Origin of the sequence: Flavobacterium hankyongi (genome assembly GCF_036840915.1) — a bacterium.
Taxonomy (GTDB): Bacteria; Bacteroidota; Bacteroidia; order Flavobacteriales; family Flavobacteriaceae; genus Flavobacterium; species Flavobacterium hankyongi.
Window position 1 is genome coordinate 161,283 of the sequence record NZ_CP085725.1, and the last position, 23,809, is coordinate 185,091.

Annotated in this window: 22 protein-coding genes and 1 other RNA gene; 3 read left to right on the forward strand and 20 right to left on the reverse strand. The window is 31.3% G+C overall.

Annotation, left to right across the window (positions count from 1 at the left end; genetic code table 11):
* Window positions 1–42 precede the first annotated feature (42 nt).
* The gene (locus tag LJY17_RS00780; RefSeq protein WP_264541970.1) at window positions 43–477 is read right to left on the reverse strand and encodes a hypothetical protein; all 435 of its coding nucleotides are present in this window, start codon (window positions 475–477) and stop codon (window positions 43–45) included.
* 105 nt (window positions 478–582) lie between these two features.
* Here LJY17_RS00780 and LJY17_RS00785 point away from each other — a divergent pair, with 105 nt between their 5' ends.
* Entirely contained in the window at window positions 583–1,269 is a 687-nt protein-coding gene (locus tag LJY17_RS00785) for a Crp/Fnr family transcriptional regulator (protein WP_264541971.1), read from the forward strand.
* Between the two features lie 180 nt (window positions 1,270–1,449).
* Here the strand turns inward: LJY17_RS00785 and LJY17_RS00790 are convergent, their stop codons facing one another.
* The 7 genes from LJY17_RS00790 to LJY17_RS00820 all read right to left on the reverse strand — a co-directional run bounded on the left by LJY17_RS00790 (window position 1,450) and on the right by LJY17_RS00820 (window position 9,798).
* Complete coding sequence (locus tag LJY17_RS00790; RefSeq protein WP_264541972.1) at window positions 1,450–2,226, reverse strand: T9SS type A sorting domain-containing protein; 777 nt, start codon at window positions 2,224–2,226, stop codon at window positions 1,450–1,452.
* Window positions 2,227–2,246: 20 nt separating this feature from the next.
* On the reverse strand, window positions 2,247–3,434 hold the full coding sequence (locus LJY17_RS00795) for a hypothetical protein (RefSeq protein WP_264541973.1): 1,188 nt from the start codon (window positions 3,432–3,434) through the stop codon (window positions 2,247–2,249).
* A 351-nt stretch (window positions 3,435–3,785) separates the two neighbouring features.
* The gene (locus LJY17_RS00800; protein WP_264541974.1) at window positions 3,786–4,907 is read right to left on the reverse strand and encodes a hypothetical protein; all 1,122 of its coding nucleotides are present in this window, start codon (window positions 4,905–4,907) and stop codon (window positions 3,786–3,788) included.
* 152 nt (window positions 4,908–5,059) lie between these two features.
* A complete protein-coding gene (locus LJY17_RS00805) occupies window positions 5,060–5,815 on the reverse strand; it encodes a LytR/AlgR family response regulator transcription factor (protein WP_264541975.1) in 756 nt (251 codons plus the stop codon).
* A gap of 6 nt (window positions 5,816–5,821) precedes the next feature.
* On the reverse strand, window positions 5,822–8,140 hold the full coding sequence (locus LJY17_RS00810) for a tetratricopeptide repeat-containing sensor histidine kinase (protein ID WP_264541976.1): 2,319 nt from the start codon (window positions 8,138–8,140) through the stop codon (window positions 5,822–5,824).
* Between the two features lie 13 nt (window positions 8,141–8,153).
* Window positions 8,154–8,550: a transfer-messenger RNA gene (ssrA, locus tag LJY17_RS00815) on the reverse strand.
* A gap of 36 nt (window positions 8,551–8,586) precedes the next feature.
* Window positions 8,587–9,798 (reverse strand): serine hydrolase domain-containing protein, encoded by a 1,212-nt coding sequence (locus LJY17_RS00820; protein WP_264541977.1) that lies wholly within the window; start codon window positions 9,796–9,798, stop codon window positions 8,587–8,589.
* A gap of 160 nt (window positions 9,799–9,958) precedes the next feature.
* On the opposite strand from LJY17_RS00820, the gene LJY17_RS00825 reads away from it, so the two are divergent.
* Both LJY17_RS00825 and LJY17_RS00830 read left to right on the forward strand, forming a co-directional pair.
* On the forward strand, window positions 9,959–11,164 hold the full coding sequence (locus LJY17_RS00825) for an NAD(P)-dependent oxidoreductase (protein WP_264541978.1): 1,206 nt from the start codon (window positions 9,959–9,961) through the stop codon (window positions 11,162–11,164).
* Window positions 11,165–11,321: 157 nt separating this feature from the next.
* On the forward strand, window positions 11,322–12,692 hold the full coding sequence (locus LJY17_RS00830; protein WP_264541979.1) for a M28 family peptidase: 1,371 nt from the start codon (window positions 11,322–11,324) through the stop codon (window positions 12,690–12,692).
* A gap of 52 nt (window positions 12,693–12,744) precedes the next feature.
* Here LJY17_RS00830 and LJY17_RS00835 read toward each other — a convergent pair whose 3' ends face one another.
* The 12 genes from LJY17_RS00835 to LJY17_RS00890 all read right to left on the reverse strand — a co-directional run bounded on the left by LJY17_RS00835 (window position 12,745) and on the right by LJY17_RS00890 (window position 23,800).
* A complete protein-coding gene (locus tag LJY17_RS00835; RefSeq protein ID WP_264541980.1) occupies window positions 12,745–14,295 on the reverse strand; it encodes a hypothetical protein in 1,551 nt (516 codons plus the stop codon).
* Window positions 14,296–14,398: 103 nt separating this feature from the next.
* A complete protein-coding gene (creD, locus tag LJY17_RS00840; RefSeq protein ID WP_264541981.1) occupies window positions 14,399–15,742 on the reverse strand; it encodes a cell envelope integrity protein CreD in 1,344 nt (447 codons plus the stop codon).
* Between the two features lie 11 nt (window positions 15,743–15,753).
* Window positions 15,754–16,062 (reverse strand): hypothetical protein, encoded by a 309-nt coding sequence (locus LJY17_RS00845; protein ID WP_264541982.1) that lies wholly within the window; start codon window positions 16,060–16,062, stop codon window positions 15,754–15,756.
* A gap of 46 nt (window positions 16,063–16,108) precedes the next feature.
* Window positions 16,109–16,405, reverse strand: a complete 297-nt coding sequence (locus LJY17_RS00850; protein WP_264541983.1) for a winged helix-turn-helix domain-containing protein — start codon at window positions 16,403–16,405, stop codon at window positions 16,109–16,111.
* Complete coding sequence (locus LJY17_RS00855) at window positions 16,368–16,772, reverse strand: hypothetical protein (RefSeq protein ID WP_264541984.1); 405 nt, start codon at window positions 16,770–16,772, stop codon at window positions 16,368–16,370. The genes LJY17_RS00850 and LJY17_RS00855 overlap by 38 nt, the downstream gene beginning before the upstream one ends.
* Window positions 16,772–17,380 carry a hypothetical protein gene (locus LJY17_RS00860; protein ID WP_264541985.1) on the reverse strand — a complete coding sequence of 203 codons (609 nt, stop codon included), beginning with the start codon at window positions 17,378–17,380 and terminating at the stop codon, window positions 16,772–16,774. The genes LJY17_RS00855 and LJY17_RS00860 overlap by 1 nt, the downstream gene beginning before the upstream one ends.
* A 32-nt stretch (window positions 17,381–17,412) precedes the next feature.
* A complete protein-coding gene (locus LJY17_RS00865; protein ID WP_264541986.1) occupies window positions 17,413–17,697 on the reverse strand; it encodes a hypothetical protein in 285 nt (94 codons plus the stop codon).
* A gap of 85 nt (window positions 17,698–17,782) precedes the next feature.
* Window positions 17,783–19,120: a hypothetical protein gene (locus tag LJY17_RS00870; protein ID WP_264541987.1), complete on the reverse strand. Its 1,338-nt coding sequence runs from the start codon at window positions 19,118–19,120 to the stop codon at window positions 17,783–17,785.
* Between the two features lie 145 nt (window positions 19,121–19,265).
* Complete coding sequence (locus tag LJY17_RS00875) at window positions 19,266–20,180, reverse strand: hypothetical protein (RefSeq protein WP_264541988.1); 915 nt, start codon at window positions 20,178–20,180, stop codon at window positions 19,266–19,268.
* 19 nt (window positions 20,181–20,199) lie between these two features.
* Window positions 20,200–21,018: a 3-deoxy-8-phosphooctulonate synthase gene (gene kdsA, locus LJY17_RS00880; protein ID WP_264541989.1), complete on the reverse strand. Its 819-nt coding sequence runs from the start codon at window positions 21,016–21,018 to the stop codon at window positions 20,200–20,202.
* Window positions 21,019–21,088: 70 nt separating this feature from the next.
* Entirely contained in the window at window positions 21,089–22,678 is a 1,590-nt protein-coding gene (locus LJY17_RS00885; RefSeq protein WP_264541990.1) for an MDR family MFS transporter, read from the reverse strand.
* Window positions 22,679–22,726: 48 nt separating this feature from the next.
* Window positions 22,727–23,800: an HlyD family secretion protein gene (locus LJY17_RS00890; RefSeq protein ID WP_264541991.1), complete on the reverse strand. Its 1,074-nt coding sequence runs from the start codon at window positions 23,798–23,800 to the stop codon at window positions 22,727–22,729.
* Window positions 23,801–23,809 lie beyond the last annotated feature (9 nt).

Sequence of the window (23,809 nt, forward strand, 5' to 3'; positions counted from 1 at the left end):
TATAACTCAAAAATTTATATAAAAAAGGTTCAAAAAAATTACTTACTCACCAATTAGTCTCCATTCTTTAAGGACATTTTCACAAAATAAGATTGCATCAATGATATCAGACTTGTCTGCAAACGGAATTAATGTCCTCTCAAAAGTTTCAGTTTCTGAGATAAAGGTCTTAATTGTTTGATGTTGCTTTTCTAATATTTTATTGTTTTCAGTGTTATCTGGAATTCCTACATCATTTATAGTAACACCTCTTTTGTTAGTTAAAGCAATAAAAGGAAGTTTTTTACTTATAACATTAATTCTTTCAATATATAAATTTACTAAATCTCCTTTTTGCATTCCGTCAAGTTCAGTTTTTTCGTGAAATTTTTTAATAATAGCAGTTGGACTAATTATACTTTTTGAGATCGTTTTGTTTTGAGCATTAATACCAGTGGGAATTGTAATAAGGAAAGATAAAAAAATAATTTTCTTCATATTATATGCTATGATTTTAATAAATGCTTTTTAATTTATAACAAAGTTAGATTAACTTTATCTGCTAAATGTTGACGACGGTCAATGAATTAAAAATAATTAGATATGACTTTTATACTTTCAAAATATTTATTTAAGAGTAATGAGCTTTTAGATAATGTTAAGTCTAAATATATGCTTGAGTTGGAAAGTATAAAAAGTTTAGAGTTGTTTTCTAAAAATGATATTTTATATGAGGAAGGGAGTGAACCTAAAGCTGTTTATCGACTTACTAAAGGTAAAGTTAAAATAGAGCAACTCAATCAAGACGGAAAAACAAGAATAGTTTATATATTTACTCAAGGAGAGTTTTTTGGTTTCAGACCCTTACTTAGTAATGAAAAGCATCCAGTAACAGCAATTTTTTTAGAAGAGAGTCAAATTGAAATCTATGATGGAGAAAAGTTTATAGAAATATCGAAGAAGGCTCCTAATTTATCTTTTAATTTAGTTAAAATTTTAAGCTTTGAATTTAATGTTTGGATAAATTTAATTTCGTCTTTATCTCATAAATCAGCAAAAGAAAAAATTGCTTTAATTTTATTGATTTTGAATGAAAAGTATAAAGACGATAATGATAAATCAGAAATCACAATAACAAAGTTAGACATAGCGAGATATTCTGAAACTTCTGAAGAGACTGTAGTTAGAGTCATTGGTTTTTTTGAATCTCAAGGTATTTTAGAAAATAACGGACGTTCAATCGAAATTATTGACACTAAATTGTTGTCTATAATTGCTGAAGGATTTTAAATTATCCAATTTAATCACTATAAAGAGTTTTTAAATTTTTTTATCGTATTTTGTTTTATTTGTATATGTTTTTTTAAAATATTTAGTAATTGTAATCATGTATTTTAACAAAGAAAATTTGAAAATAAAAGCCAAACTTAATAACAGTAAGTTTGGCTTTTATATTTTTTAAAGAATTTCTTATTCTTTGATAATCTTTATTGTTTTGGCTTTGTTTTCAGATTTTACTGTAACGAAATAAGTTCCCGATGTGAGTGAAGATAAATCAATTTCAGATTCATTAATTTGAAATGATTTTGTCATTACCTGCTGACCTAAAAAGTTGTAAACCGTTACACCAGTAATCTTATGTTCATATGAAAATTTTAAGATATTTTTTACTGGATTTGGATAAACTTTTAAACCACTCAATTCAAAATCAGAATTGCTTAAATTTGTTTGTACACTGATAACATTTTTTAAAGTAGGTCCCCATGTACCTGTATTATCTTTTATGCGAATATTGAAAACATGTAGTCCAATAGGAGGTAGCACAATTCCTGTTTTTGATAGTTGTTCAAAAGCACTGTCGAAGTTGCCATCTGTTGCTAAAATTGGTGTTCCATTTCCTTCTCCTGGATCTGTGTCCCAGAAATATTCAGCACCTAAAATACTCATGATTGATGAGGTTGCTGCTGGATTAATCTGAATAACGTTAACAAAAACTGGCCCCCACATGCCTGTGTTGTCTTTAATACGAATGCAAAGTTTATGTAATCCTGTTCCGGGTAACTGAATCCCTGTTTGTGTTAATTGCTCAAAGGTACTATTGAAATTGCCATCAGCTGCAGCAATTGCTATACCATTCCCTGTACCAGGATCGTTATCCCAAAAATATTCTGCTTGACTTATAGAGGTTTGTCCGCTGCACAGGCTTATCACTAACAAAGCGATTAAGCTGTAAATGTATTTTTTCATCTGTATCGTAATATTATAGATTATTTAGAAAACCCTGATCCTGAAATATTTATAGTATTTCCGATGGTTATAACTCTTGGTGTTACTAAATAATTTATCTGTGCTTTATTACCACCGTCTACAGGCCAGTAATTTTCCCAGCTGTTTGAACCACCATAATGTCCAGCATCATTTCTGGTCAAATCTAAATCGGTATAACTTACTGCAGGGTTTCCAGCATTTACATTGGCACCAGTAACTGTATAAGTTGTATTATTGAAGTTCATATTGGCTGCACCCACATTGTTGCTTTGTGTAACTGTCCCTTCAGTTACAAACGCATTTGTAGATACGTTATAGCTAGCTGTTACGATTGCAACGCTATTAATATTTTGGATACAAGCATTGGTTTGAGCCACAACAAAAGAAATTGCATTGTTCATAATTGTAATGTTTCCGCCAGTGCCCGGATCGCCATTTAAGCTTATATGGATTGGTGCTATGTCTCCACCATTAGGTTCATAAATAGTGTTATTTAGGATTTCGTTAGTACCACTTGTTTTGGTATTATAAATTCCAAATCCACTTGTAAAGTTATTATAGAATTTAAAATTATAGCTGGTTTGTTGGCTTCCAATTGTAGAAGAGGTAGCATTTCCTATAATTTCAATATCGTTGGTTGCAAGAGAATTATCTGAAGATGTGTTGTAAGCCATTATTCTTTGTGCTCTGTTACCAGTCATTCTTCCGTGTGAAAAAAATACATAGCCACTAACAGTACATCCAGACATATTTGTGGTAGTATTTGCAGGTGTTGTATCAACATTATTCAAATAGCAGTTGAATAAATTGATAGTTGTTCTTCCTCCAGTTGTTGCTCCAGTCGCAACAATGTTGTAGATTGTAAAATTCCCAGAACTTAAGTTGCTTATTGTGACAACCCTTCCAGCTGCCGGATTGATGTTAATGGTTCCTTTGATGAAATATTTGTTATAATTGGTTTCAGAAACGAAAGTTAACGATTTGTTGATTGTAAGGTTTTCAATGTATGCAGATCCGTCTATTTTTGGCTGAATGATAATTCGGTCACCATTGTTAGCTGCTGTTATCGCTGCAGAAACGGTTGTGTAAGCTCCACCTGTTCCAGTTGCTCTAACATATAGATCCGCTGCATTAGCCATCGAATTAAATAAACCTGCGATTGCAATAAAAAGTAATTTTTTTTTCATTTTGATTTTCATTTCCCTTTAATTTCAGGGTTTTGGTTAATAAATTATTTGAGGATTAAATTTTAATAATTAGTTCTTTTTAAAACTGTGGTTATATCAGTTTGTCTACAAACATAAGTATTATTTCATCTAAGATTAATTTCTTTAACATTGTTTTTAAAAAATTATATTACAATAATACAGTAAATAAAAATACAGATTTTCCTTAATGAATATTCGTTCGTTTTGGGTTAACATTTGTTGCGATTGAAAGGAAATTCGTTTTTTTTGAGTTTGATTTGAAATACAAGAGATGAGAATGGAAAAGCCAGTCAATCGACTGGCTTTCTAGAGTTGCTTTTGAAGTGGATATTATTTTAGTTTTTTAAGCCAGAAATAATCATTCCATCCTTCGATTAATCTTGTCGGATCGGTATTTTTGGTTCTGTCTTGTTCAGGAATTAGGACGATCTTTTTATCTTTAACAGTAAAATTGTAGATTCTCGGATCGTTTTCACCTTCAATGGTAAGTTCAATTTTGTAAGCGCCGTCGGTAAGGTCAGCAAATTTAATCTCACCAGGTTTGTTCACCAGTTTAAAGGCACATGAAACTTCATTCCATTTTGCTTGTTCTACTTGAGCAGTATTAGGTCCGTTGCCATAATGTTGTGCATACAATTTATTGTCTTTGAACATATTTACCGACCATTTCACACTTTTGTTGGTTTTTCTGCTGTTAGAAGGGTTAGGCATAAATTCTTCATGAGTAATATAGAAACCAAAAAGAAGATTACCGGTATTGGCATGATTTAAATAAGCAAAATTATTCCATGGTCCGCGTACTACATACATTTCATTCATAGCGGCATAAGGATCTGAATTCGTTAGTTTCGCCAATTCAAAATCAAAAGAATAAAACATTTTGTCTCCTGCATAAAAATCCAATCTGTAATTACCTGGACCCCAGTCTGTAATGAATGATTCTGAATGCCCAACCCATTCGCCATCACGTTGGTAACGGCTACTTGGTTCATTGAATTTTGTTTTCTTTCCGTCATCAAAAACCTGATCTCCTGAATACTCAAAATAGTTCATGTATTGATTGTCTTTGTATACCTTAATTCTCAAATACTGCGACTGATCCGAAAAGGCATTAACTGTTCTGCCATCAACCGTTTTATTGGGAATAAAAGTAGCCGTATAACTGTTAATGGTTCCGGCAGTGGTTCCGTAAAGTAGGGAGTTGAAAGTTACGGCTGGCGTTTGTTTGAAAGTGGTCCAATCTAATTTTAGACCTCCAAAATCACCGCTTTTTCCGCCTTTTCCTGCTTTCCCTTTGGCAGATTTCAGTACTTTGTCTGCTGCTTTTGTATTTTCGATAACGGTTCCGGCATCATCGGCCCCTTTTTTAACTTTATTGAATAATTGTGCATTGGCAGCCGTAAAGGAAAAGAGGAATGCAATAATCAGCGCGCTAGTTTTAATTTGTTTCATGTTTAACTGTTTTTTGAAATTAGTAGTACTTAGTTTTCTTAATTACAGGTCAAACATAAATCAAAAGAAAATGGCAATTTCGGGCAATGAATATCTGTTTCCTTTTAAAGGAAATTCGTGGAAGATGAAAGGAAATTCGTTTTTCGAAAAATCTATCCCTGAAGGTTTTCAAGTAGCAGCATGAACTCTTCTTTTTTACGAACGGAAAGCGGAATGGTAATTTTGTTTTTCATTACAATGGTATTTCCGCCGTCAGTTTTGATAAAATGATCGAAGTAGGCCATATTTATTAAGTGAGACTGATGGGTGCGGAAAAAATTGTGCGGCGTAAGCAGGGTTTCATACTCTTTAAGATTGGTAGAAACAATTAGCTTTGGCGCATTGATAAAATGAAATGTAGTATAGTTTTTATCCGATTCGCAGTTTACAATATCTTGAATATTAACAGAGTAAATCCTGTCTGCCGTTTTTAGAATAAGGTTCTGAAGGTTTTTTGGACGTTCCAAGTTAGCAAACAAATTACTGAGTTTCATGTCAAAAACTTCTTTGCTAAGGGAACTTTCTGCCTTTTTTACGGCTTCAACCAAATCATCAGGATCAAGGGGTTTCAGCAAATAATCAATTGCTGAAAAACGGAACGCTTTAACCGCAAAGTCTTCATAACCTGTAATAAAAATGACTTTAAAACTGAAAGGCTTTAATTTCTGAAGCAAATCGAAACCGGTTCCGTCGGGCATTTCCACATCCAAAAAAACAAGATCGGGCGACAATTGTTTAATAAGCGTCACACCGGATGCTACTGAATCGGCTTCACCAATTAGGGTAACGGAAGGACAGTTCATCTTAATTATGGTGCTGTTCTTCTTTCTAATGTTTTCTATATCGTCAATAATTACGGCTCGTAACATGGGTCTTTAATTTTCGTAAATATAAGGGATTTCAAAACTAACTTTCGCACCTACAACATTAGTGTCTTTGTCTAAAATATTGTCGGCATGCACTACAAAATCCTGATTTTTGGTGTAGCTTACCAATCGTTCTTTGGTAATGGTCATGGCTAAAGATTTGTGGTTGGTTGTTTTTTGAATCGCGTCAAATCCTTTACCGTTATCACTTACCTCAAAAAATAATTTTTGATCCTTGAGGTAAAAATGAATGTCAATCTGCCCTTGATTAATAGTATTGCTTAAACCGTGCTTGATGGCATTCTCAATGAAAGGCTGTGTAAGCATCGGCGGCAAAAAGATCGCTTCCTGATCGATATCGTCCTCAATGGTAATGTTAAAACTGAATTTGTTATCGTACAAAAGCTGCTGGATGGCCAAATAGTTTTGGGTCATTTCTATTTCTTCGGAAAGTGAAATGTAATTTTCATTGGAATTCTCCAGAATTTGACGGGTTAGTTTCGAGAATTTGGTCAGGTAATTAATCGCTTCGTTATCTTTTTCATCATGAATTAATCCCTGAATATTATCAATGGAATTGAATATAAAATGAGGGTTCATCTGTGTGATCAGAAGCTTTTGCTTTATTTGCTCTTTTTCAAGAACGGTTATCGCTTGTTTCTGTTTGCTGTTACGATAATAAAAATAAGCTCCTACAAGTATCAGTAAGAGTAAACTCGATAACCCGATAAGCCAGTTGTTTTTAACAGCAGTTTTCTTTTCGCTTTCAAGTTTGATTGCAGCGGCTTTCTTTTCTCCGAGGATTTTTACGGCCGATACTTTCCTTCCTTGCAGGATTTTCTGCTGAAGTTCTTTTCGTTCAAAATCATACTTTAATTGCTGTTGCGCCAGTTTGTTTTTCGAAGTTTCGAGTGCCGTTTTCTTTTCCGATTCCAGTTTAATTTCAGCTAATTTCTTTTGCTGAATGATTTTTTGTTGGAGTTCTTTTTTCTCAAACTCATATTTGAGTTGCTGCTCAGAGATTTCTCTTTTTGAGGATGCAATTCGGGTAGAATCCGTTATTTGTTTATCAAATTCATAATAGTGAAGTGCTTTTTCATAATTCTTGTTCGCTAAGTTTATCTTGTACAACATCTCGGCAATATCTTTCTGAAGCGTCTTATTGGTTGTTTTTTTGCTCAACTCAAAAGCTTTTTCTTGATAATCACCTGCATTCTTTAGGTCTCCTTTATTAAAACTGATATTCCCAAGACCATAATAAGCCGCCGCCATACTCATACTATTTGTGGAAGTGGATTTTATGGCTAAGATTTCCTGAAATAGTTTTTCGGCTTCCTCAAAATTGGAAAGTTTCATTTGCATATCGGCAGCACCGGATAAAGTAAGAATTGTTTGTGTGTCTGCTCCTAATTTTCGGGTAATCTCGAGCGATTTGTAACTGTTTGCTAAAGCTTCTTTATATTTTTTAAGTTTGCTATTACAGTAAGCTATATTTTGATAATTGGAAGCTTTCCAGTTTAGAGTGTGATTGCTAGGATATTCCTTATACGACATGTCGCAATATTGTATGGCTTTCAAACTATTTTCAATCGCTTTCTCATACTCATTCTGATGTCTGTAAGCATACGCCAATGTAGTATAAGCATAATACAAGGAATGTACATAAGTCTTCTTATCTTTTTCATAAAATTTTAGAGCTTCAAATATCAACGCTATTTGTTTATCCGTCTCATTTGTTGTTTTGTAAAGTCCAGATTTTGTGAGATAAACTGTGTACATGTCTTCATAAGACTTCGTTGCTTTATAAAGTGCTATGGCTTTATCATAATATTGTGCTGATTTATCATATTCTTCTTTCTGTAAATATCGGGTAGCAAGACTGGAATAATAAGTAGCAAGCCATTTAGAATATCTTGTTTGTAGTTTTGGAGGATTCTTTTTTTTATAATTTTTCAAGGCAATCTCACCTAACATGTCCACAACCTGATGAAACTTTGGATCAAAGTTGTTGGTAAATTTAGTACGGGCAACATTATGAATCATCTGCAATCTTGTAGTGTCATGCAGTTTCGGGTTTTGCAGTGCAATTTTTAACGAATCAATAATCTTGTTCTGTGCATATGAAGTTGCTAGCGTTAGCAAGAAAAAAAATAGAATTGATAGGCGGGTGTTTTTGAACATTTTAATTTGGGTAAAATTTTTAAAGCCAAAAGTAATTATATTTTTTCTAGTAATTTTGTCAGTTCTGCAACGAATTTCTAAATAATTTGAAGAGTCTATAAAATAAGAAAGCCTGTAAGTCATACGATTTACAGGCTTTTGCTTCAAAATGAATTTGTTCTAGTGGAGTCGGAGAGAATCGAACTCTCGTCCAAACAAGCAATCAAAAAGCTTTCTACATGTTTAGTTCTTGATTAAATTTTCGACAAAAGGCGATGCCAAGAACAGCAACCTTTTGCTTAGCTTTATCAGTGTCAAGAAGGATTTAAAGCATTACCTTCTCTAGGTTTACATTTACGGTTCCCCTAAATCAACCGCCATAAACCAAGGCTTTTGAGGAGAATCTAGCTTTCCTACCTGGTAGGAACTAGGCAAATCGTACTATAATTCGGATTAAGCAGCTAAAGCGTAATTATTTTCGCCGTGTAAAAGTTTGAGACATTATATTAATGAGCAACACCTCAATGCTCAACATGCTTACTGATTAATTCCACTCGCTGTCAAAACCAGTCGACCCCAGTATTTTGACAAAAGTACTAAAATTAAATCAAATTTTATTCCAAACTTTCTTCTTTACTCTTTATTTCAAAAGGATAATTTCCAAATAATGATGAAAGAAGTTTTAATCTATAAGTACATCTGGTGTATTTGTTTGATAAACAAATTAATGTAACTTTTTCATCTTTAAGTTTGATATATGCCGAAGTATTTCCATGCCACCACCCATTGTGGTAAAACATTTTTTTCCCGTCTTCCCATTCTAAAAGTCTAATTCCTAAACCATAATTTCTTGTGCCTCTGCTTTCATAACTATAGCCTTTAAACATTTCCGATAGTAATTTTTTGTTTAAGAATGTAGGACTGTATGTTGCCATGTCAAACTTTAATATATCTCTTGGTGTTGAATATATATTTTTATCTCCGTAAATATCGTCAAGGTAATTGTAAGCATATCTTATTTTGTTTCCTTTGTATGAATGGCTAGCCGTTTTTGAATCCTTCTTTAAATCAAAAACAAAAGTGTTTTTCATATCTAGCGGCTCAAAAATTAGCTTTTTCATAGCTGTGCGATAATCCATTTTTGTGACCTTTTCAATCATTAAGGCTAACAAAGCATAATTTGTATTACAATAACTAAACCTTGAATCTGTTTTAAACTCGAGATTCACATTAAATTTATTGATAAAAGGAATTAAATCTTTGTTTCGTAAAGTATCCCTTTTGCTCCATTCGCTACTTTTATCTGTAAAATAACTATAATTACGAATACCACTTCTGTGATTAAGTAAGGTTCTCACCGTTACATCTTCATAAGGAAAATCATCAAGAATTGTGTTTACTTTTTGGTCCAATTTAATTTGTTTTGAATCAACAAGCAACATTGTAGCGGTTGCAGTAAAAACTTTACTCAAAGAAGCTATATGTATTGGTGTTTCTTTTGAAATAGGTATTTTTTCTTCAAAATTTGCCATTCCTCTGTAGCTTTCATAAATAATATGTCCATTTTTAGCTACGAGCATACTTCCAGAAAAATCGTTAGGGACATATACTTTATTGTAAAATTCTTGAATAGTACCTTTTATCTTGTTTGCTTCTGCTTTATTGATTTCAGGTAAGTTATTTTCAAAAGGAAGCATTGCATATACAGAGCCAACTTTTGATTTCTCTTTCTTTATTTTAATTTCCTTTTTTTTCTCACTACATGAAGATGAGATGGTTAAAAAAAGTGTTAGTAGGATTATGTTTACAGTATATCTAATTGTCATTTTTTGAAGGGAAAAAAACAAATATAGATAAAGATAGAGCGAAATAAAATACTGTAAACAAATTTATTTTGAGTTGTAAAAGATTTTTAAATTGTTATATTTGTAACAATTGTTTTATTATTAGTTATAATAATCAATTTGTTTAAAATCAGATATTTATATGAAATTCGGTATTATTAAAGAAAGAAAAAATCCACCTGATAGAAGAGTTGTTTTTACTCCTGAAGAATTGGTAAAGCTTAAAAATCAGTTCCCTCAAGCGGAAATAAAAGTTGAAACTTCTGATATTAGAATTTTTCCTGATGCCGAATATAGAAATTTAGGTTTTGAAGTGACTGAAGACGTTTCTGATTGTGATGTCTTAATTGGTGTTAAGGAAGTTCCTGTTGATGCATTAATCTCTGATAAGAAGTATTTTTTCTTTTCACATACTATAAAAAAGCAGCCTTATAACAGAAAATTATTAGTTGCGTGTTTAGAAAAAAATATAGAATTAATTGACCACGAAACTATTGTAAATGAGACTAATCATCGTTTAATTGGTTTTGGACGTTATGCAGGTATTGTAGGTGCTTATAATGGTTTTAGGGCTTTTGGTATCAAATATGAATTATTCAATTTACCAAAGGCAGAAACTTTAACAGATAAATCAGCACTTGTTGAACGTTTGCGTCGCCCTATGTTACCTCCAATTAAAATTGTACTTACTGGTCATGGTAAAGTTGGAATGGGAGCAAAGGAAATTTTGGATGATATGAAAATCAAACAGGTTTCAATTGATGATTATTTGACTAAAACATATACTCAGCCAGTTTATACTCAAATTGATGTTTTGGATTACAATAAAAGAATAGATGGGAAACCATCTGATAAAAAAGATTTTTATATTAATCCGCAAGAGTATACTTCCGATTTTGAACGTTTTACAAAAGTGTCGGATATATTTATGGCTGGACATTTTTATGGAAATGGAGCTCCAGTAATACTGACTCGAGATATGTTAAATGCTGCTGATAATAAAATTAAAGTCGTTGCTGATATTTCATGTGATGTAGCCGGACCGATTGCATGTACATTAAGAGCGTCAACTATCGCAGAACCTTTATATGGTTATTATCCGAGTGAAGATAAAGAAGTAGATATTACTCATCCTGCAGCAATAGTTGTTATGGCTGTTGATAATTTACCTTGTGAACTGCCTAAAGACGCAAGTGAAGGATTTGGTGAAATGTTTTTAGAGCATGTAATTCCAGCTTTTTATAATAACGATAAAGACGCAATTTTATCTAGAGCCGCTATTTGCAAAGATGGTAAGTTAACAGATAGATTTCAATATCTACAAGATTATGTAGATGGTAAAGAATAGATTTAATAAATAATCAATATTCAAAATAGTAAAACTAAATTTTAAGGCCTCAATTTTTGAGGCTTTTTTATTTCTTGTTTTTCAAATTAAAAATCTGATTGAAAGATTAGGGAATCAATTAAAACTAAATTAATTTTGAGAAAACTAAATCACAATAATGAAAAAAATAACGTTTCTATTATTACTTATATCTTTTACAGGATTTTCCCAAATATCTGATGAAGAGCAATTAAAAGCAATTTATAATCAAGCTTTAACCAATTCTAAATGCTATTCACAGTTAGAATATTTATCTAATACCATTGGTCATAGATTGTCAGGGTCAGCAGGTGCAGAAAAAGCAGTTTTATATACAAAACAGCAAATGGAACAGTCTGGTGCTTTTGATAAAGTGTACTTACAGGAAGTAATGGTGCCAAAATGGGTTAGAGGAGGAAAAGAAGAAGCTTATATTAAAGTTCAAGGAAAAAAAATTAAAGTGCCAGTTTGTGCATTGGGAGGAAGTATTGCCACATCGAAAAATGGAGTTACTGCAGAAGTGATTGAAGTACAATCCTTTAAAGAATTAGAACAATTAGGAACTGAAAAAATAAAAGGGAAAATAGTTTTTTTTAATCGTCCCATGAATCCGTCGAATATTGAAGCTTTTCATTCTTATGGTAGTGCTGGAGATCAAAGAAGATCTGGACCAAAAGAAGCATCTAAGTTTGGGGCAGTAGGAGCGATTGTTCGGTCGCTAAATTTTAGATTAGACGATTATCCACATACAGGAGCTACTAGCTATGGAGATATTCCGGTTGAGCAGCGAATTCCAACAGCAGCAATAAGTACAAACGGAGCTGAACTTTTAAGCAAGGAATTGAAGCAAAACCCAAAATTGACTTTTTATTTTAAACAATCGTGTTATCAAGAAAAAGATGTTTTATCGTATAATGTTGTTGGAGAAATTAAAGGTTCTGTAACTCCAGAAAAAATTATTGTTGTTGGAGGTCATTTAGATTCGTGGGATTTGGCTGATGGTTCTCATGATGATGGAGCAGGTTGTGTACAAAGTTTGGAAGTAGTAAATATTTTTAAAAATTTAAATTATAAGCCTAAGAATACAATCCGCGTTGTAATGTTTATGAATGAAGAAAACGGAGGACGCGGAGGTGATAAATACCAGGAACAATCATTAAAAAATAATGAAAACCATATTTTTGCTATGGAAAGTGATTCTGGAGGATTTTCTCCAAGAGGATTTTCAATTGAAGCTGATGATTCAAGTTTTTCTAAAATTGCACAATGGAAATCATTATTCGAGCCTTATTTAATTCATAGTTTTATGAAAGGACACAGCGGATCTGATATTCAGGATTTAACTTCAAGAAGAATTGTAAAAGCGGGATTGCGACCAGATTCACAACGTTATTTTGATTATCATCATGCTGGGAATGATACTTTTGAAGCAGTAAATAAAAGAGAATTAGAGCTAGGTGCCGCAACAATGACATCATTGATTTATTTGATTGATAAGTACGGAATATAGTATCTAAAAAGATTTAAATAAAACGCCTCACTTTTAAAATGAGGCGTTTTATTTAAGGATTTATCTGTATATATTGGGTAATTAGGTTATCGCAAAATTTAGTTTTTTCAGGTCTTATTTTTTTGCATCCTTGAATGTTATCATAAGTTAATTTTGCATTAGCAGGATTACCTTGTAGGATCATATAAATTACTCCTTGAATACCTAATGAATAATTATCAGAATCATCTTTTATTTGCCTAGCTGATTGATCTAAATAGAATTGTACTAAACTGCTTTCAAAACCACTTTTCATAAATTTTAAATGAGCTAGAAGGCTTAACGCATTAAAATAATCGGGGTTAATTTCACGAGCCTTATTGCACCAATTTTCAGCTTCATCTAAGTTATTCTGATGTAAATAAAAATAGGACATATTGACATAGTCATCTATAGATTTTAGATATTTAGAATTTTTCTCAATTTTGCTTTCAAGAGTTTTTTTGTAATTTATATTATCTTTTTTTGATTGATATAGAGTTAGTAATAGTTCTAATGTTTCATCTGAATTGAAGTTATGTGATCTTTTTGATTCAGGGAAAATATCAATTGCTTTTTTTGCATATTCAATTGCTTTATCATTTTTTTTAAGCATGAAATTTAAAATTGCTAAACTTTTATTCCCTGAAAAGGGATTTATTCTTTTGTTTGTCAATTCTTGTTGAAAATACAATTCTAATTCAGAGATTTTTGCAATTTCAAGATTACTGAAATTCATTATTACATTGTACTTGTCGTCCATTTCGAATGTATACATCTTAAAAGTCAATCCCATAACTTCAAGCATGTTTTTTAAATGTTGGATTTTGATATTGTCTTTATTTATCTCAGCATATTTATAAATACTTTTATAATCAAATAATTGGTCAAAATTTTTCTTTTTACTTTCTTCTTTTTTTGAATTATCTAAGAATGTATCAGCCTCTTGGAATAAAATAGTTATGCCTAAAAAAGTATAAGCAAATTCAGGATTTTCGTTCTTCTCTTTTAAAGCAGCTAGGCATATTTTTTTTGCTTTATTGAAATCTCTTTTTTGAATTAAAAACAATGGATAAAAACCAACAGCAATAGAATCTTTCGGATTTATCTCTAATGCTTTTTCTATATCATCTATTGCTTTTTCTTTTTCTAAATTCAGTTTTAAAAGACCTCTAAAAGAATAATAAAAAGAGCTATCCTTTTTTGATGATCCTTTCAGCGATAAATTATTAAGAGACTTTAAAAAATATTTATTGGCTTGTGATTTATCTCCTTTACTTGAATAATAATTCCCAAACTCATTCAAGGTTATTGAGTTTAATGAATCTTTAGCAAGTCTCTTTTGTAATTTTTTCAAAAATACTTCATCATATTGTTTTGTATTTATGTCTTCAAATTTGGATTGACAATCATAACTAGAGAGATTGTAAGAAATGTTTTTATTGATATCAAATATTTCTTCTGTAAGTCCTAAAAAAGCTTTTTGTTCGCTAGGTGAAAAGCTTTTCTTAAAAGAATATGTTTGACTATAAAGGTATTGTTTTGAAAAAAGAAGAAATAATATTAATAGTATTCTATTTACCATATAAAATTGATTTTTACAAAGATGATAAAAAACGTTTAATCTTTGGTATTGCTAAAATATTATAATTTAAAAGCCTCTTAAAAAAAGAGGCTTTTATTGTTTTTTATTTCCATTCAATTTTTCGAGAGAAATACATTACTGCACCCAAGATTGTAAATAATCCAATGCTTCCTACTAGTAAAGCATAGCTTTCTAATTGTATGATGACATAAATAAAAGTATATAAGCCTGTTAAGGCTACCGCTATAAATCCAGCAAATTTTTTATTCAGTATCGATTTTGAATATAAACTAATCATCGCTACTACAGATAAACCTGCAATTAAATAAGCTAGTTTAAAACTCGAATGCTCAGTAATAGAAATCAATAAAGTATAAAACATAATTAGTGCTAAACCTATCATACTGTATTGGAAGATATGAATACTAATTTTACTGATTGATTGAATTAAGAAGAAAATCAAGAAAGTTAATCCAATTACTAAGAAACCATATTTTGATGCACGCTCATTTTGTTGATATTCATCTACAGTTTCAATGAATTTGGCTCCAAAAGCATAGTCATTTAGGTTCGGAATTTTTTCTATATGCTGTTGTGAAAAAGATCTATTAATGTCTAAAATTTTCCAATCGGCGTGAAACCCTTTTTTGTTGATTGCTTTTGTGGTGTCATTTGCCGCAAAAGCGCCTTCAAAACTTGGCGATTCCCAGTCAGAATCTAAACTCACAATACTTTTTTTACCAATAGGGATAAACTTAATGCTGTTACTTCCGTTGTATTCCATATTAAATTGGAAATTTAAAGCATTGCTTTTATTTAAAGTGTTGTAATCAAATTTATCTGATTCTAAAGTACCGTAGAAATTATCCTCATCTGATTTTGATTCAAAATTCAGTTTTTGATTGTTCAAAGCAATGTTTAAATCACTTTTTATGCTTTTTAAATTTGTTGTTTTAACTACGATTGAAGCTTGATTCCATAATAAATCTTCTGCTTTTATACCTAATTTTTCAAAATTAAGCTTGCCAAAGTTTCCTTGAAAATTCATATTGGCAGTGAATACCACATTGTTGTAAATACCACGTTTTAATGAAGTATTCTTTTTAGCATTTGTTTTACTGTTAAAGTTTTCTGGGAAGAAAAACGCATTTTTAGTTGTGATTTTCTTCTCAATGGTTACTGCTCCAGTTCGTGGATTGGTAATATTATATTCATCATACGATTTGTACGGAATCTTTAGAATTGGTCCATAAAAATAAATGTCTTTTCCCCAAAGATTCGATACTTCTTCTGTAACTTCTTTTTTTCGCATAGATCGTTCAGAAATCAAATCTTTTACAAAAGCCAATGGTATAAGTAATATTAGAGTTAAAAAACCTACCATAGCCATTTTTACTGTTGTTGACTGAAAAAAGCTGTTTTTTTGTTGATTGAATTGTGTTTCCATTGTTATTTGATTTAAAAAGGTTGTAAACTGTTGAATTTGTTTATTACTATTATGAAGTAGAAGTAAGCAATAGGTATATTGCTAATTAAAATTAGTAGTCTGATAATAGTATCTTCTTTATTACCTTTTGTTACTAGTTGATAAAGTAGGTTTAGAAAGACTAAAAAGTTAAAAAATATGGCTACCACAACAAGGGCAAGCCCTAACATTAATATACCATCACTTGGAAAAAGCATATAAGAGAGAAATAGTATGGTACCAATGCCAAAGCTCATTAAAGCAAAAGCTGTTGAAAAGGGAATTTTTTTAAGTGTTTTCATTTTTAAAAGAACTTTGAAATTCAAAGTTTTTGTATAAAAAAATAGATTATGTTTTAGATATAAGTTTTTCGAGTGCATCAATATGCTCTTGAAATGCTTTGCGTCCTTCTTTTGTAGCTTTATAGCTTGTGTTTGGTTTTTTTCCAATAAACTGCTTTTCCACAACAATATAATTTTCACCTTCCAATGCTTTTGCATGGCTGGCTAAATTTCCATCTGTAACTCCTAATAATTCTTTTAGTGTAGTAAAGTCGGCACTTTCGTTAACCATAAGTACAGACATGATACCCAAACGAATTCGGTGATCAAAGGCTTTGTTGATATTTTGAATTATATTTTTCAATGATTTTTTTTATTGTAATATAAAAATATTGACCTATCAAAAGGAATATAAAATAGATTATACTATAGAATATTCCAGTAATTGGAGCGAGATTTCTTCCTAAATCAGAAGTTACTTCTCTCATTAGTCTTTGTTGTTCAATTGTTTGTTCTACAGGAGAAAAAAATCCATCACGATCTAAATCTAAAGCATCCAACTCATTTTTAAGATAAATACTTTTTCCAAATGCCCAAATTACTGCTAAGACATAAAATACTAAAGAACATATGACTGATTGATTAAATGTTGAATATTTATTTCCGTAATAATACTTAACAAGTGTAAATACAACAATATTAATTGTTAAGAAAAGAATAAATGATATCATTATTTTCTATCGTATTTAAAATGCATCATTCCGCCATAAACAATATGACACAAACCAAATCCAATGGCCCAAAAGTACAAACCAAATCCTGAAAATTCAACAGCTAATAATCCTAAAATAATTTCTGTTATACCTAAGTATCTTACATCACGTAAAGTATACTTACTAGCGTTCAAGCAAGCCAAGCCATAAAACAACAAAGTTATTGGAGCAACTAAACCATAATAGCCGTGACGAAGTAGGAGCAAAACGAAAATTCCTCCGGTTACTAATGGAATTAAAAAATTAATTAATAGTCTTCTTGAAGATGGATTCCAAACGTTTTCTTCCATTTTCTTAGCTTTTCTAACAGTCATTACATAAGCAGTCATTAGTGATGCCGCTAGGACAACTAATGCTGTAATTAATATTTTCTTAAAGGTTTCGCTTTCAAGAGTGATGTAGGTTTCCTGATGATTTAAAATCAAACTATTTGCGTAAATGGCTCCAACGATAGCATAAATACCAGCTAGAACCCCCGATAAACCACTTAGAGAGATGAATTGTGACGATTGTGACATCATTTGTTTGATATCCTTTATGTCTTGTAAATAATTGTTAGAATCCATTGTAAAGAAATTTTGTTTCCAGATTATTTGGCTTATAAACCTGCAAATGGCGAGTTAAATATTCCTACTGCTAATTCAATCCAAAGTAGCAAAAATACAATTACTAATAGAGCAATTAGACCTAATATGTAAGTTTTGTTAGTAATTTTTCTAAAAATAAATTCACAAGTAAATCCTAATCCTAATAGCAACATTCCCATTACGATAAAGTCACTAAGACTCCAGTTGATCTCGTTTGTAAACCGCATTCCAATTAATGGAATAAGTAATAAAAGGACTGTGCCTCCTAAAAGAAATAGTTGATTTTTGTTTAACATAGTTTTTAATTTTAAAAGAACTTTGAAAAACAAAGTAAATTAAAAAATAACTGATTACAAAATAATTTTACTTTTTTTTAAGAAATTATTGGAAATACGTGTAGTCTATCTTGATGTTTTTTTCGGTTTTATCTTTTATGAATTTAAAGGAAGTAATTTGCTTTTTTTCATTAAGTTGATAAGTGCCAAATAGTTTATAATTTTCTTTTTGATCTTTTGAATCTTCAGATTCTGAGAGGTATCTTTCGAATGTTGTTTCGTTCTTCTTGATAAGCTTTACTTTGTAATGTTGTAAAATATTTTCACCTTGATATGAAGTAAAAGTATGGATGAAAGGAACTTCGTCTTTTTTTGAGAAACATATTTTTCTAAACATCTGATCGTTATAAGTTTGAATTTTACAATTGTTTTCAAACTTGTCTTCTAAAATTGTATTATTGTAAGCTAAATTGTCGTCAGTAGCTAATTGATATTCTTTTTCAAGTAATTCATCATTTTCTAACCAATAAACCTTAGTTTCTTCACCATCAGGCATTTTTTTTGAAATTATCATTTTATCATCATTATATGTTACTGATGAAGGTATTTCCATTTGGCTAATTTTAGAAAGCATTCCGTTTTCATATTCAAAACTTATCTGAGCTTCAATTTTATTATTTTCTTTAAAAGATTTAAATAATATAGGCTGTCCTTGTTGATTAAACTCAATATTTCTCCAAAGGAATTTTTTTACCTTTTTTTCAGAAAAATAAGCTTTGATTTCTTTTATTTTTGCCAAATCCTGATTGAAGATTTTAGTTTCTTTTAAGTCTTCTAGAATAGGAGAAGAGAACATTTGTAGAAATGCTAGCATAACTTTTTTAGATTTATCTGTAATGATATTCTTCTTGGTTAGTTGTGCTAGTTCTTTTTTATATTTTTTTGCATTTATAACATAAGAAGATTCTTTTTTTACCTTCATTTGCTTAGCAAAAAATTCAGTGGATTTTTGAAGGCCTTCTTCTGTTTGAATTTGTTCTTTTATTTTTCCGTTCCAAAAAGCTTTTGACTCATATGAATTATTGAAATTACTGATGTCTAAAGTTTGATTGTTTTCAAAAACTATAAATGAGTGACGAGTAATAGATATAATTTGAAGTTTACTTTTATCAAAATTTGTAAGTATTTCTTTTTCTTCACGAGTATCCCTATATCCTGCTGTATTTTGTGCCATAACATTTATAAGTAGCAAAGCAGGTTTTCCTTTTGTAATATGAATAGTATCTACTGATGTATTAGAGTCAGCAGAAATTGCAGGCAAGGCAATAGCTTCTGTGGCTGAAGTTTTAGCTATGCTTGATTTAGGTTTTTTAGACTGTTTATTTTGTGCTGAAGTCGATAAAGCTAAAAATAAACTTAGAATTGTAGTGAATGTAAATTTCATAGTTTCATTATTTGTGTGAAATGCAAAAATAAATATTTTCTTACAAATAATAAATTTACTTATTGCTCGTTATCGAATATATTGAGAATTTTATCGATAGAATAATGAGTATTAAAAAAGCCCTGAAATTATACAGGGCTTTTTTTTATATTTTGAATATTCCTCCGACAGCAATAATTCTCTGTACGAATGTAAAATGTTGCGAAGCTTTATCGTCATTATTCACTGTAGTTCGGATATCTTTCATATTAATATAACCAGTTTTTAATTCTCCTTGTAAATAAAAATATTTAAAGAAAGTAAAGTTAATTCCGGCTTTTGCAGATATACCATATCCAGAAACATGAAAATCGTCATGACGTTCTTTTCCTAATAGTGTCGTATTTGTCTTAGGGTATAAAATTCCAGCTCCTAAACCTTCAGTTAAATTAATCTGAACTTTATCAGTATTTGGTAAACCTAACCATTTAGAAATATCGTCATGTCTAGAAACTTCTGTATTAACATAATTCAAACCATCTGTATGTTCGTACATTAAAAAAGCGGGACCATTAAGTGGAGTGACACCATTCTCGTAACCACCTTCTTGAGCACCACCTTGAGACATGTCTACGGGTGTATTGTTATAATTTCCATTATATATATGTCCAGGCTGATCAGCAGGTAAATTAATATAACCAGAAACATTAGCTGTTTGATACTGACTCATTACATATTTCATATGATCCAATCCAATTGAAACGCTATAATGGTCACTAAAGAAATAGCCAAATCTAAAATTTGTTTGAGGAATAGTCATGTTTACCGGATTTATGTAATCAATATGCCATCCTTTTGGTTTATCATGAGCAACCATATCATTAACAGTAAAGTTGTAATCTTTTCCTCTAAAGTTTACATCAGATCTACTGTAACTGTCTCTGTTTCCTCCCCAGGAAATAAAAAATTTACCTTTATTGTGTGCTGTGTATTTTTCAGGATTTTCAACTGTTTCTTGTGAAAAGGTGTACTGTGAAAAAACACAAAAAGTTAGTACAGCCATTAAAAATGGATGTTTCATTTTTGGTGTATAAAAAAAATTAGAATTGATTAATTGTTTGACGTATTGCTACCAGTTTCTTCATTAAATCTTCAAAATAATCCAAATGAAGCATATTGGCACCATCACTTTTTGCATTTGCAGGATCAAAGTGAGTTTCGATGAATATTCCATCAACACCCACAGCAATTCCGGCTTTTGCAATAGTTTCAATCATATCAGGACGACCTCCAGTTACACCAGCCATTTGATTAGGTTGTTGTAATGAATGGGTTACGTCTAATACAGTTGTTGCAAGGTTTTGCATTGTTGGAATTCCTCTAAAATCCACAATCATATCTTGATATCCAAACATAGTCCCTCTATCGGTAACCATTACATTTTCGTTTTGGCAATCCAATACTTTTTGTACTGCGTGTTTCATGCTCTCTGGACTCATGAATTGTCCTTTTTTCAGATTCACGGTTTTTCCCGTATTTGCAGCTGCTACAACTAAATCAGTCTGACGAACAAGAAATGCAGGAATTTGTAAAACATCTACATACTCAGCAGCTATTGCCGCATCTTCGTTAGTATGTATATCTGTTACAGTTGGAATACCAAATTCTTTTCCAACTTTTTGTAATATTTTTAATGCTTTTTCATCACCAATACCTGAAAAGCTGTCAATTCTTGAGCGATTTGCTTTTTTGAATGATCCTTTAAAAACATAAGGTATTTTAAGATCATTGGTAATTCCAACAAGTTTTTCGGCAATACGCATAGCCATTTCTTCGCCTTCTATAGCACAAGGTCCAGCTAGTATAAAAAAGTTCCCACTATCTAAATGCTTGATGTTAGGGATGTTGTGTAAGTTCATTGTGTTTTAAATTTTTTGCAAATATACCAATAATTTTTGTTGATAATCAGTCTTTAAACTTCTTTTAAGATTAATGCATTGCATCAGATATATCAACTTTGTTTTTTGAGCGTTTGATGAGTAAAACAATAGGGATACAGCATAAAAACATAATGCCTAATGCCATGAAAATATCCATATAAGCCAATACCGTACTTTGTTTTAAAATAGATAAATCAAATAACTGATAGGCTTTTTGCATTGCTTCATTTGCACTGAATCCTTTTGAACGGAACATTCTTTTCATAGCGTTTAAACGCTCTTGTACTTCAAATTTACTACCATCAAGATTAGCGATTAAATCGACACGATGTTTTTGTGAAAAACGTGTTATGAACGTAGTAATAATTGCAATACCAAACGAACCTCCCAACTGTCTGAACATTCCTGTAAAAGCAGCTCCTTCACCAATATGTTTTCCTTTTAGAGTTGAAAGCGAAAGCGTGGTAATTGGTACAAATAATAATCCTAAGCCAATTCCTCTTAAGATTAATGGCCAATAAAAATGTTCAACGCCAGTATCTGGTGTCATTACGTTATGCATCCAAAAGGTAAAGAAGAAGAATACCAGGAATCCAACTGAAATCATATACGACTGTGGAATTCCTTTCTGAATCATTTTACCTACGAATGGCATTAATATAGCAGTTGTGATTGATCCTGGAATTAAAAGCATACCGGCATCAAGCGCTGTCCAACCTAAAATTTGTTGTGTATAAATTGGAATAATCAATGTTGAACCATATAATCCGAAACCTAAGATGAATCCCATCAATATACCAATACGCAAGTTTCCATCTTTTAAAACACTTAAATTAACAATTGGATATTTGTATGTTAATTCCCTCCAAATGAAGGCTAATAAGCCTAAGAAAGAGACAGTGCTCAAAATTATAATGGTAGAATTACTAAACCAATCGTCTTGCTGACCATGTTCTAATACGAATTGTAACGAGCCTATGAATGCTGATAAAAATATGATTCCCCACCAGTCAACTTGATTGGCTTTTAGCTTTTCACCATATTTTGGACTTCTAACAAATGTTAATGTCAAAAATGTAGCAATAATTCCCAATGGAATGTTGATGTAGAAGATATAAGGCCATGAAAAATTATCTACTAGATAACCTCCTAAAGGAGGTCCCAGTGTTGGTCCTACAATTACTCCCATACCATAAATTGCCTGTGCCATACTCCTTTTTTCTACTGGATAACTTTCGGTAATAATAGTTTGTGCAGTTACCAATAAGGCACCTCCACCAAGACCTTGTATGAAACGAAATGCTACCAGTTCCCAAATATTGGTTGCGTTACCACATAAAAATGAGGCTACAGTAAATACAATAATGGAAACAGCAAAATAATTTCTTCTTCCAAATTGTTGGGACAACCAACTTGTCATTGGTATTACGATTACGTTTGCAATTGCATAGGCAGTAATTACCCATGCTACATCGGTAAGAGTAGCGCCTAAACTTCCGCGCATATTGGTCAAGGCCACGTTTACAATGGTGGTATCTACAATTTCCAGTAAGGCACAAAGTACTGCCGTAATGGTAATAATGACTCTTCTAAAACCGTATTCGACTAAATCGTTGTCTGCTGTTGCTGCTGTTGCCATTTTCTTTTTTCTAAATGATACTTATGATTTTAGTCTGTGTTTTTTAAATTATTTGATGTGAACATCAACTTCAACATTCATACCTGGACGTAATAATTTTACTTTCTCATTAGCATTGTCTAAACTAATTTTAACTGGTAAACGTTGGATGGTTTTTACGAAGTTACCTGTAGCATTATCTGGAGGTAAAATCGAGAATTTCGAACCTGTTGCTGGAGAGAAAGAAGCTACTGTTCCTTCAAATTCTTCGTCAGGGAAAGCATCTGCTTTGATAGATACTTTTTGACCTACAACCATTTTGTTTAATTGCGTTTCTTTAAAGTTAGCAATTACCCAAGTTTCTTGATTATTTACAATATAGAATAATGATTGTCCTGGTTGGATCATTTGCCCTGGCTGAATAGCAATTTTAGATACTTGTCCATCTGTAGCAGCAGTAACAACTGTATAGTTTAAATTTAATTGAGCAGCATTTAATATTGCTTTAGCTCTTTCAATATTTGCAGCAGCTACTTCAGCTTGTTTAGAAGTTACATTTGATTTAGAAGCGGCAACTGTTTTTTGGTATGCACTTGCTCTTTGTTGATCTTGTAATATTTTTAACTGATTTTGTGCTTCTAATTTAGCTGCTTCAGCTTGTTCAAATTGTTGTTTTGTGATTGAATGATTTTTGTACAAATTAGCATAACGCTCGTAGTCGTTAGTTGCTCTTGTTAATCTGATTTTAGCATTTTCGATGCTTCCAACAGTCGATTGTACATTGGCATCAGATACAGAAACATTAGCTTGTGCAGTACCAATATCTGCTTTAGAAACCGCATAATTTTCTTGAGCACCAATTAAAGCTGCTTTCGCTTCTTCTACTTTTACAACATAATCTCTGTTATCAATAGTAAAAAGCGTATCTCCTTTTTTTACAAAGTCGTTATCTTTTACATATACTTTAGTAATGTATCCACCTACACGTGGGATAATTGGATTCATGTTTTTTTCAACTTGTGCATCATCAGTAGTTTCGTGAGCCAATGAGTGCATGTATTTGTAAACTCCGTATGAACCTCCTAGAAGAATTAATATTCCGAATATTAATATGAATTTTTTATTTGTTTCTTTCTTTTTCATAGTATCGTG

Coding starts and splice junctions, on each gene's coding strand:
- LJY17_RS00780 (WP_264541970.1), bottom strand. CDS start 477: ATGAAGAAAATTATTTTTTTATCTTTCCTTATTACAATTCCCACTGGT.
- LJY17_RS00785 (WP_264541971.1), top strand. CDS start 583: ATGACTTTTATACTTTCAAAATATTTATTTAAGAGTAATGAGCTTTTA.
- LJY17_RS00790 (WP_264541972.1), bottom strand. CDS start 2,226: ATGAAAAAATACATTTACAGCTTAATCGCTTTGTTAGTGATAAGCCTG.
- LJY17_RS00795 (WP_264541973.1), bottom strand. CDS start 3,434: ATGAAAAAAAAATTACTTTTTATTGCAATCGCAGGTTTATTTAATTCG.
- LJY17_RS00800 (WP_264541974.1), bottom strand. CDS start 4,907: ATGAAACAAATTAAAACTAGCGCGCTGATTATTGCATTCCTCTTTTCC.
- LJY17_RS00805 (WP_264541975.1), bottom strand. CDS start 5,815: ATGTTACGAGCCGTAATTATTGACGATATAGAAAACATTAGAAAGAAG.
- LJY17_RS00820 (WP_264541977.1), bottom strand. CDS start 9,798: ATGACAATTAGATATACTGTAAACATAATCCTACTAACACTTTTTTTA.
- LJY17_RS00825 (WP_264541978.1), top strand. CDS start 9,959: ATGAAATTCGGTATTATTAAAGAAAGAAAAAATCCACCTGATAGAAGA.
- LJY17_RS00830 (WP_264541979.1), top strand. CDS start 11,322: ATGAAAAAAATAACGTTTCTATTATTACTTATATCTTTTACAGGATTT.
- LJY17_RS00835 (WP_264541980.1), bottom strand. CDS start 14,295: ATGGTAAATAGAATACTATTAATATTATTTCTTCTTTTTTCAAAACAA.
- creD (WP_264541981.1), bottom strand. CDS start 15,742: ATGGAAACACAATTCAATCAACAAAAAAACAGCTTTTTTCAGTCAACA.
- LJY17_RS00845 (WP_264541982.1), bottom strand. CDS start 16,062: ATGAAAACACTTAAAAAAATTCCCTTTTCAACAGCTTTTGCTTTAATG.
- LJY17_RS00855 (WP_264541984.1), bottom strand. CDS start 16,772: ATGATATCATTTATTCTTTTCTTAACAATTAATATTGTTGTATTTACA.
- LJY17_RS00860 (WP_264541985.1), bottom strand. CDS start 17,380: ATGGATTCTAACAATTATTTACAAGACATAAAGGATATCAAACAAATG.
- LJY17_RS00865 (WP_264541986.1), bottom strand. CDS start 17,697: ATGTTAAACAAAAATCAACTATTTCTTTTAGGAGGCACAGTCCTTTTA.
- LJY17_RS00870 (WP_264541987.1), bottom strand. CDS start 19,120: ATGAAATTTACATTCACTACAATTCTAAGTTTATTTTTAGCTTTATCG.
- LJY17_RS00875 (WP_264541988.1), bottom strand. CDS start 20,180: ATGAAACATCCATTTTTAATGGCTGTACTAACTTTTTGTGTTTTTTCA.
- kdsA (WP_264541989.1), bottom strand. CDS start 21,018: ATGAACTTACACAACATCCCTAACATCAAGCATTTAGATAGTGGGAAC.
- LJY17_RS00885 (WP_264541990.1), bottom strand. CDS start 22,678: ATGGCAACAGCAGCAACAGCAGACAACGATTTAGTCGAATACGGTTTT.
- LJY17_RS00890 (WP_264541991.1), bottom strand. CDS start 23,800: ATGAAAAAGAAAGAAACAAATAAAAAATTCATATTAATATTCGGAATA.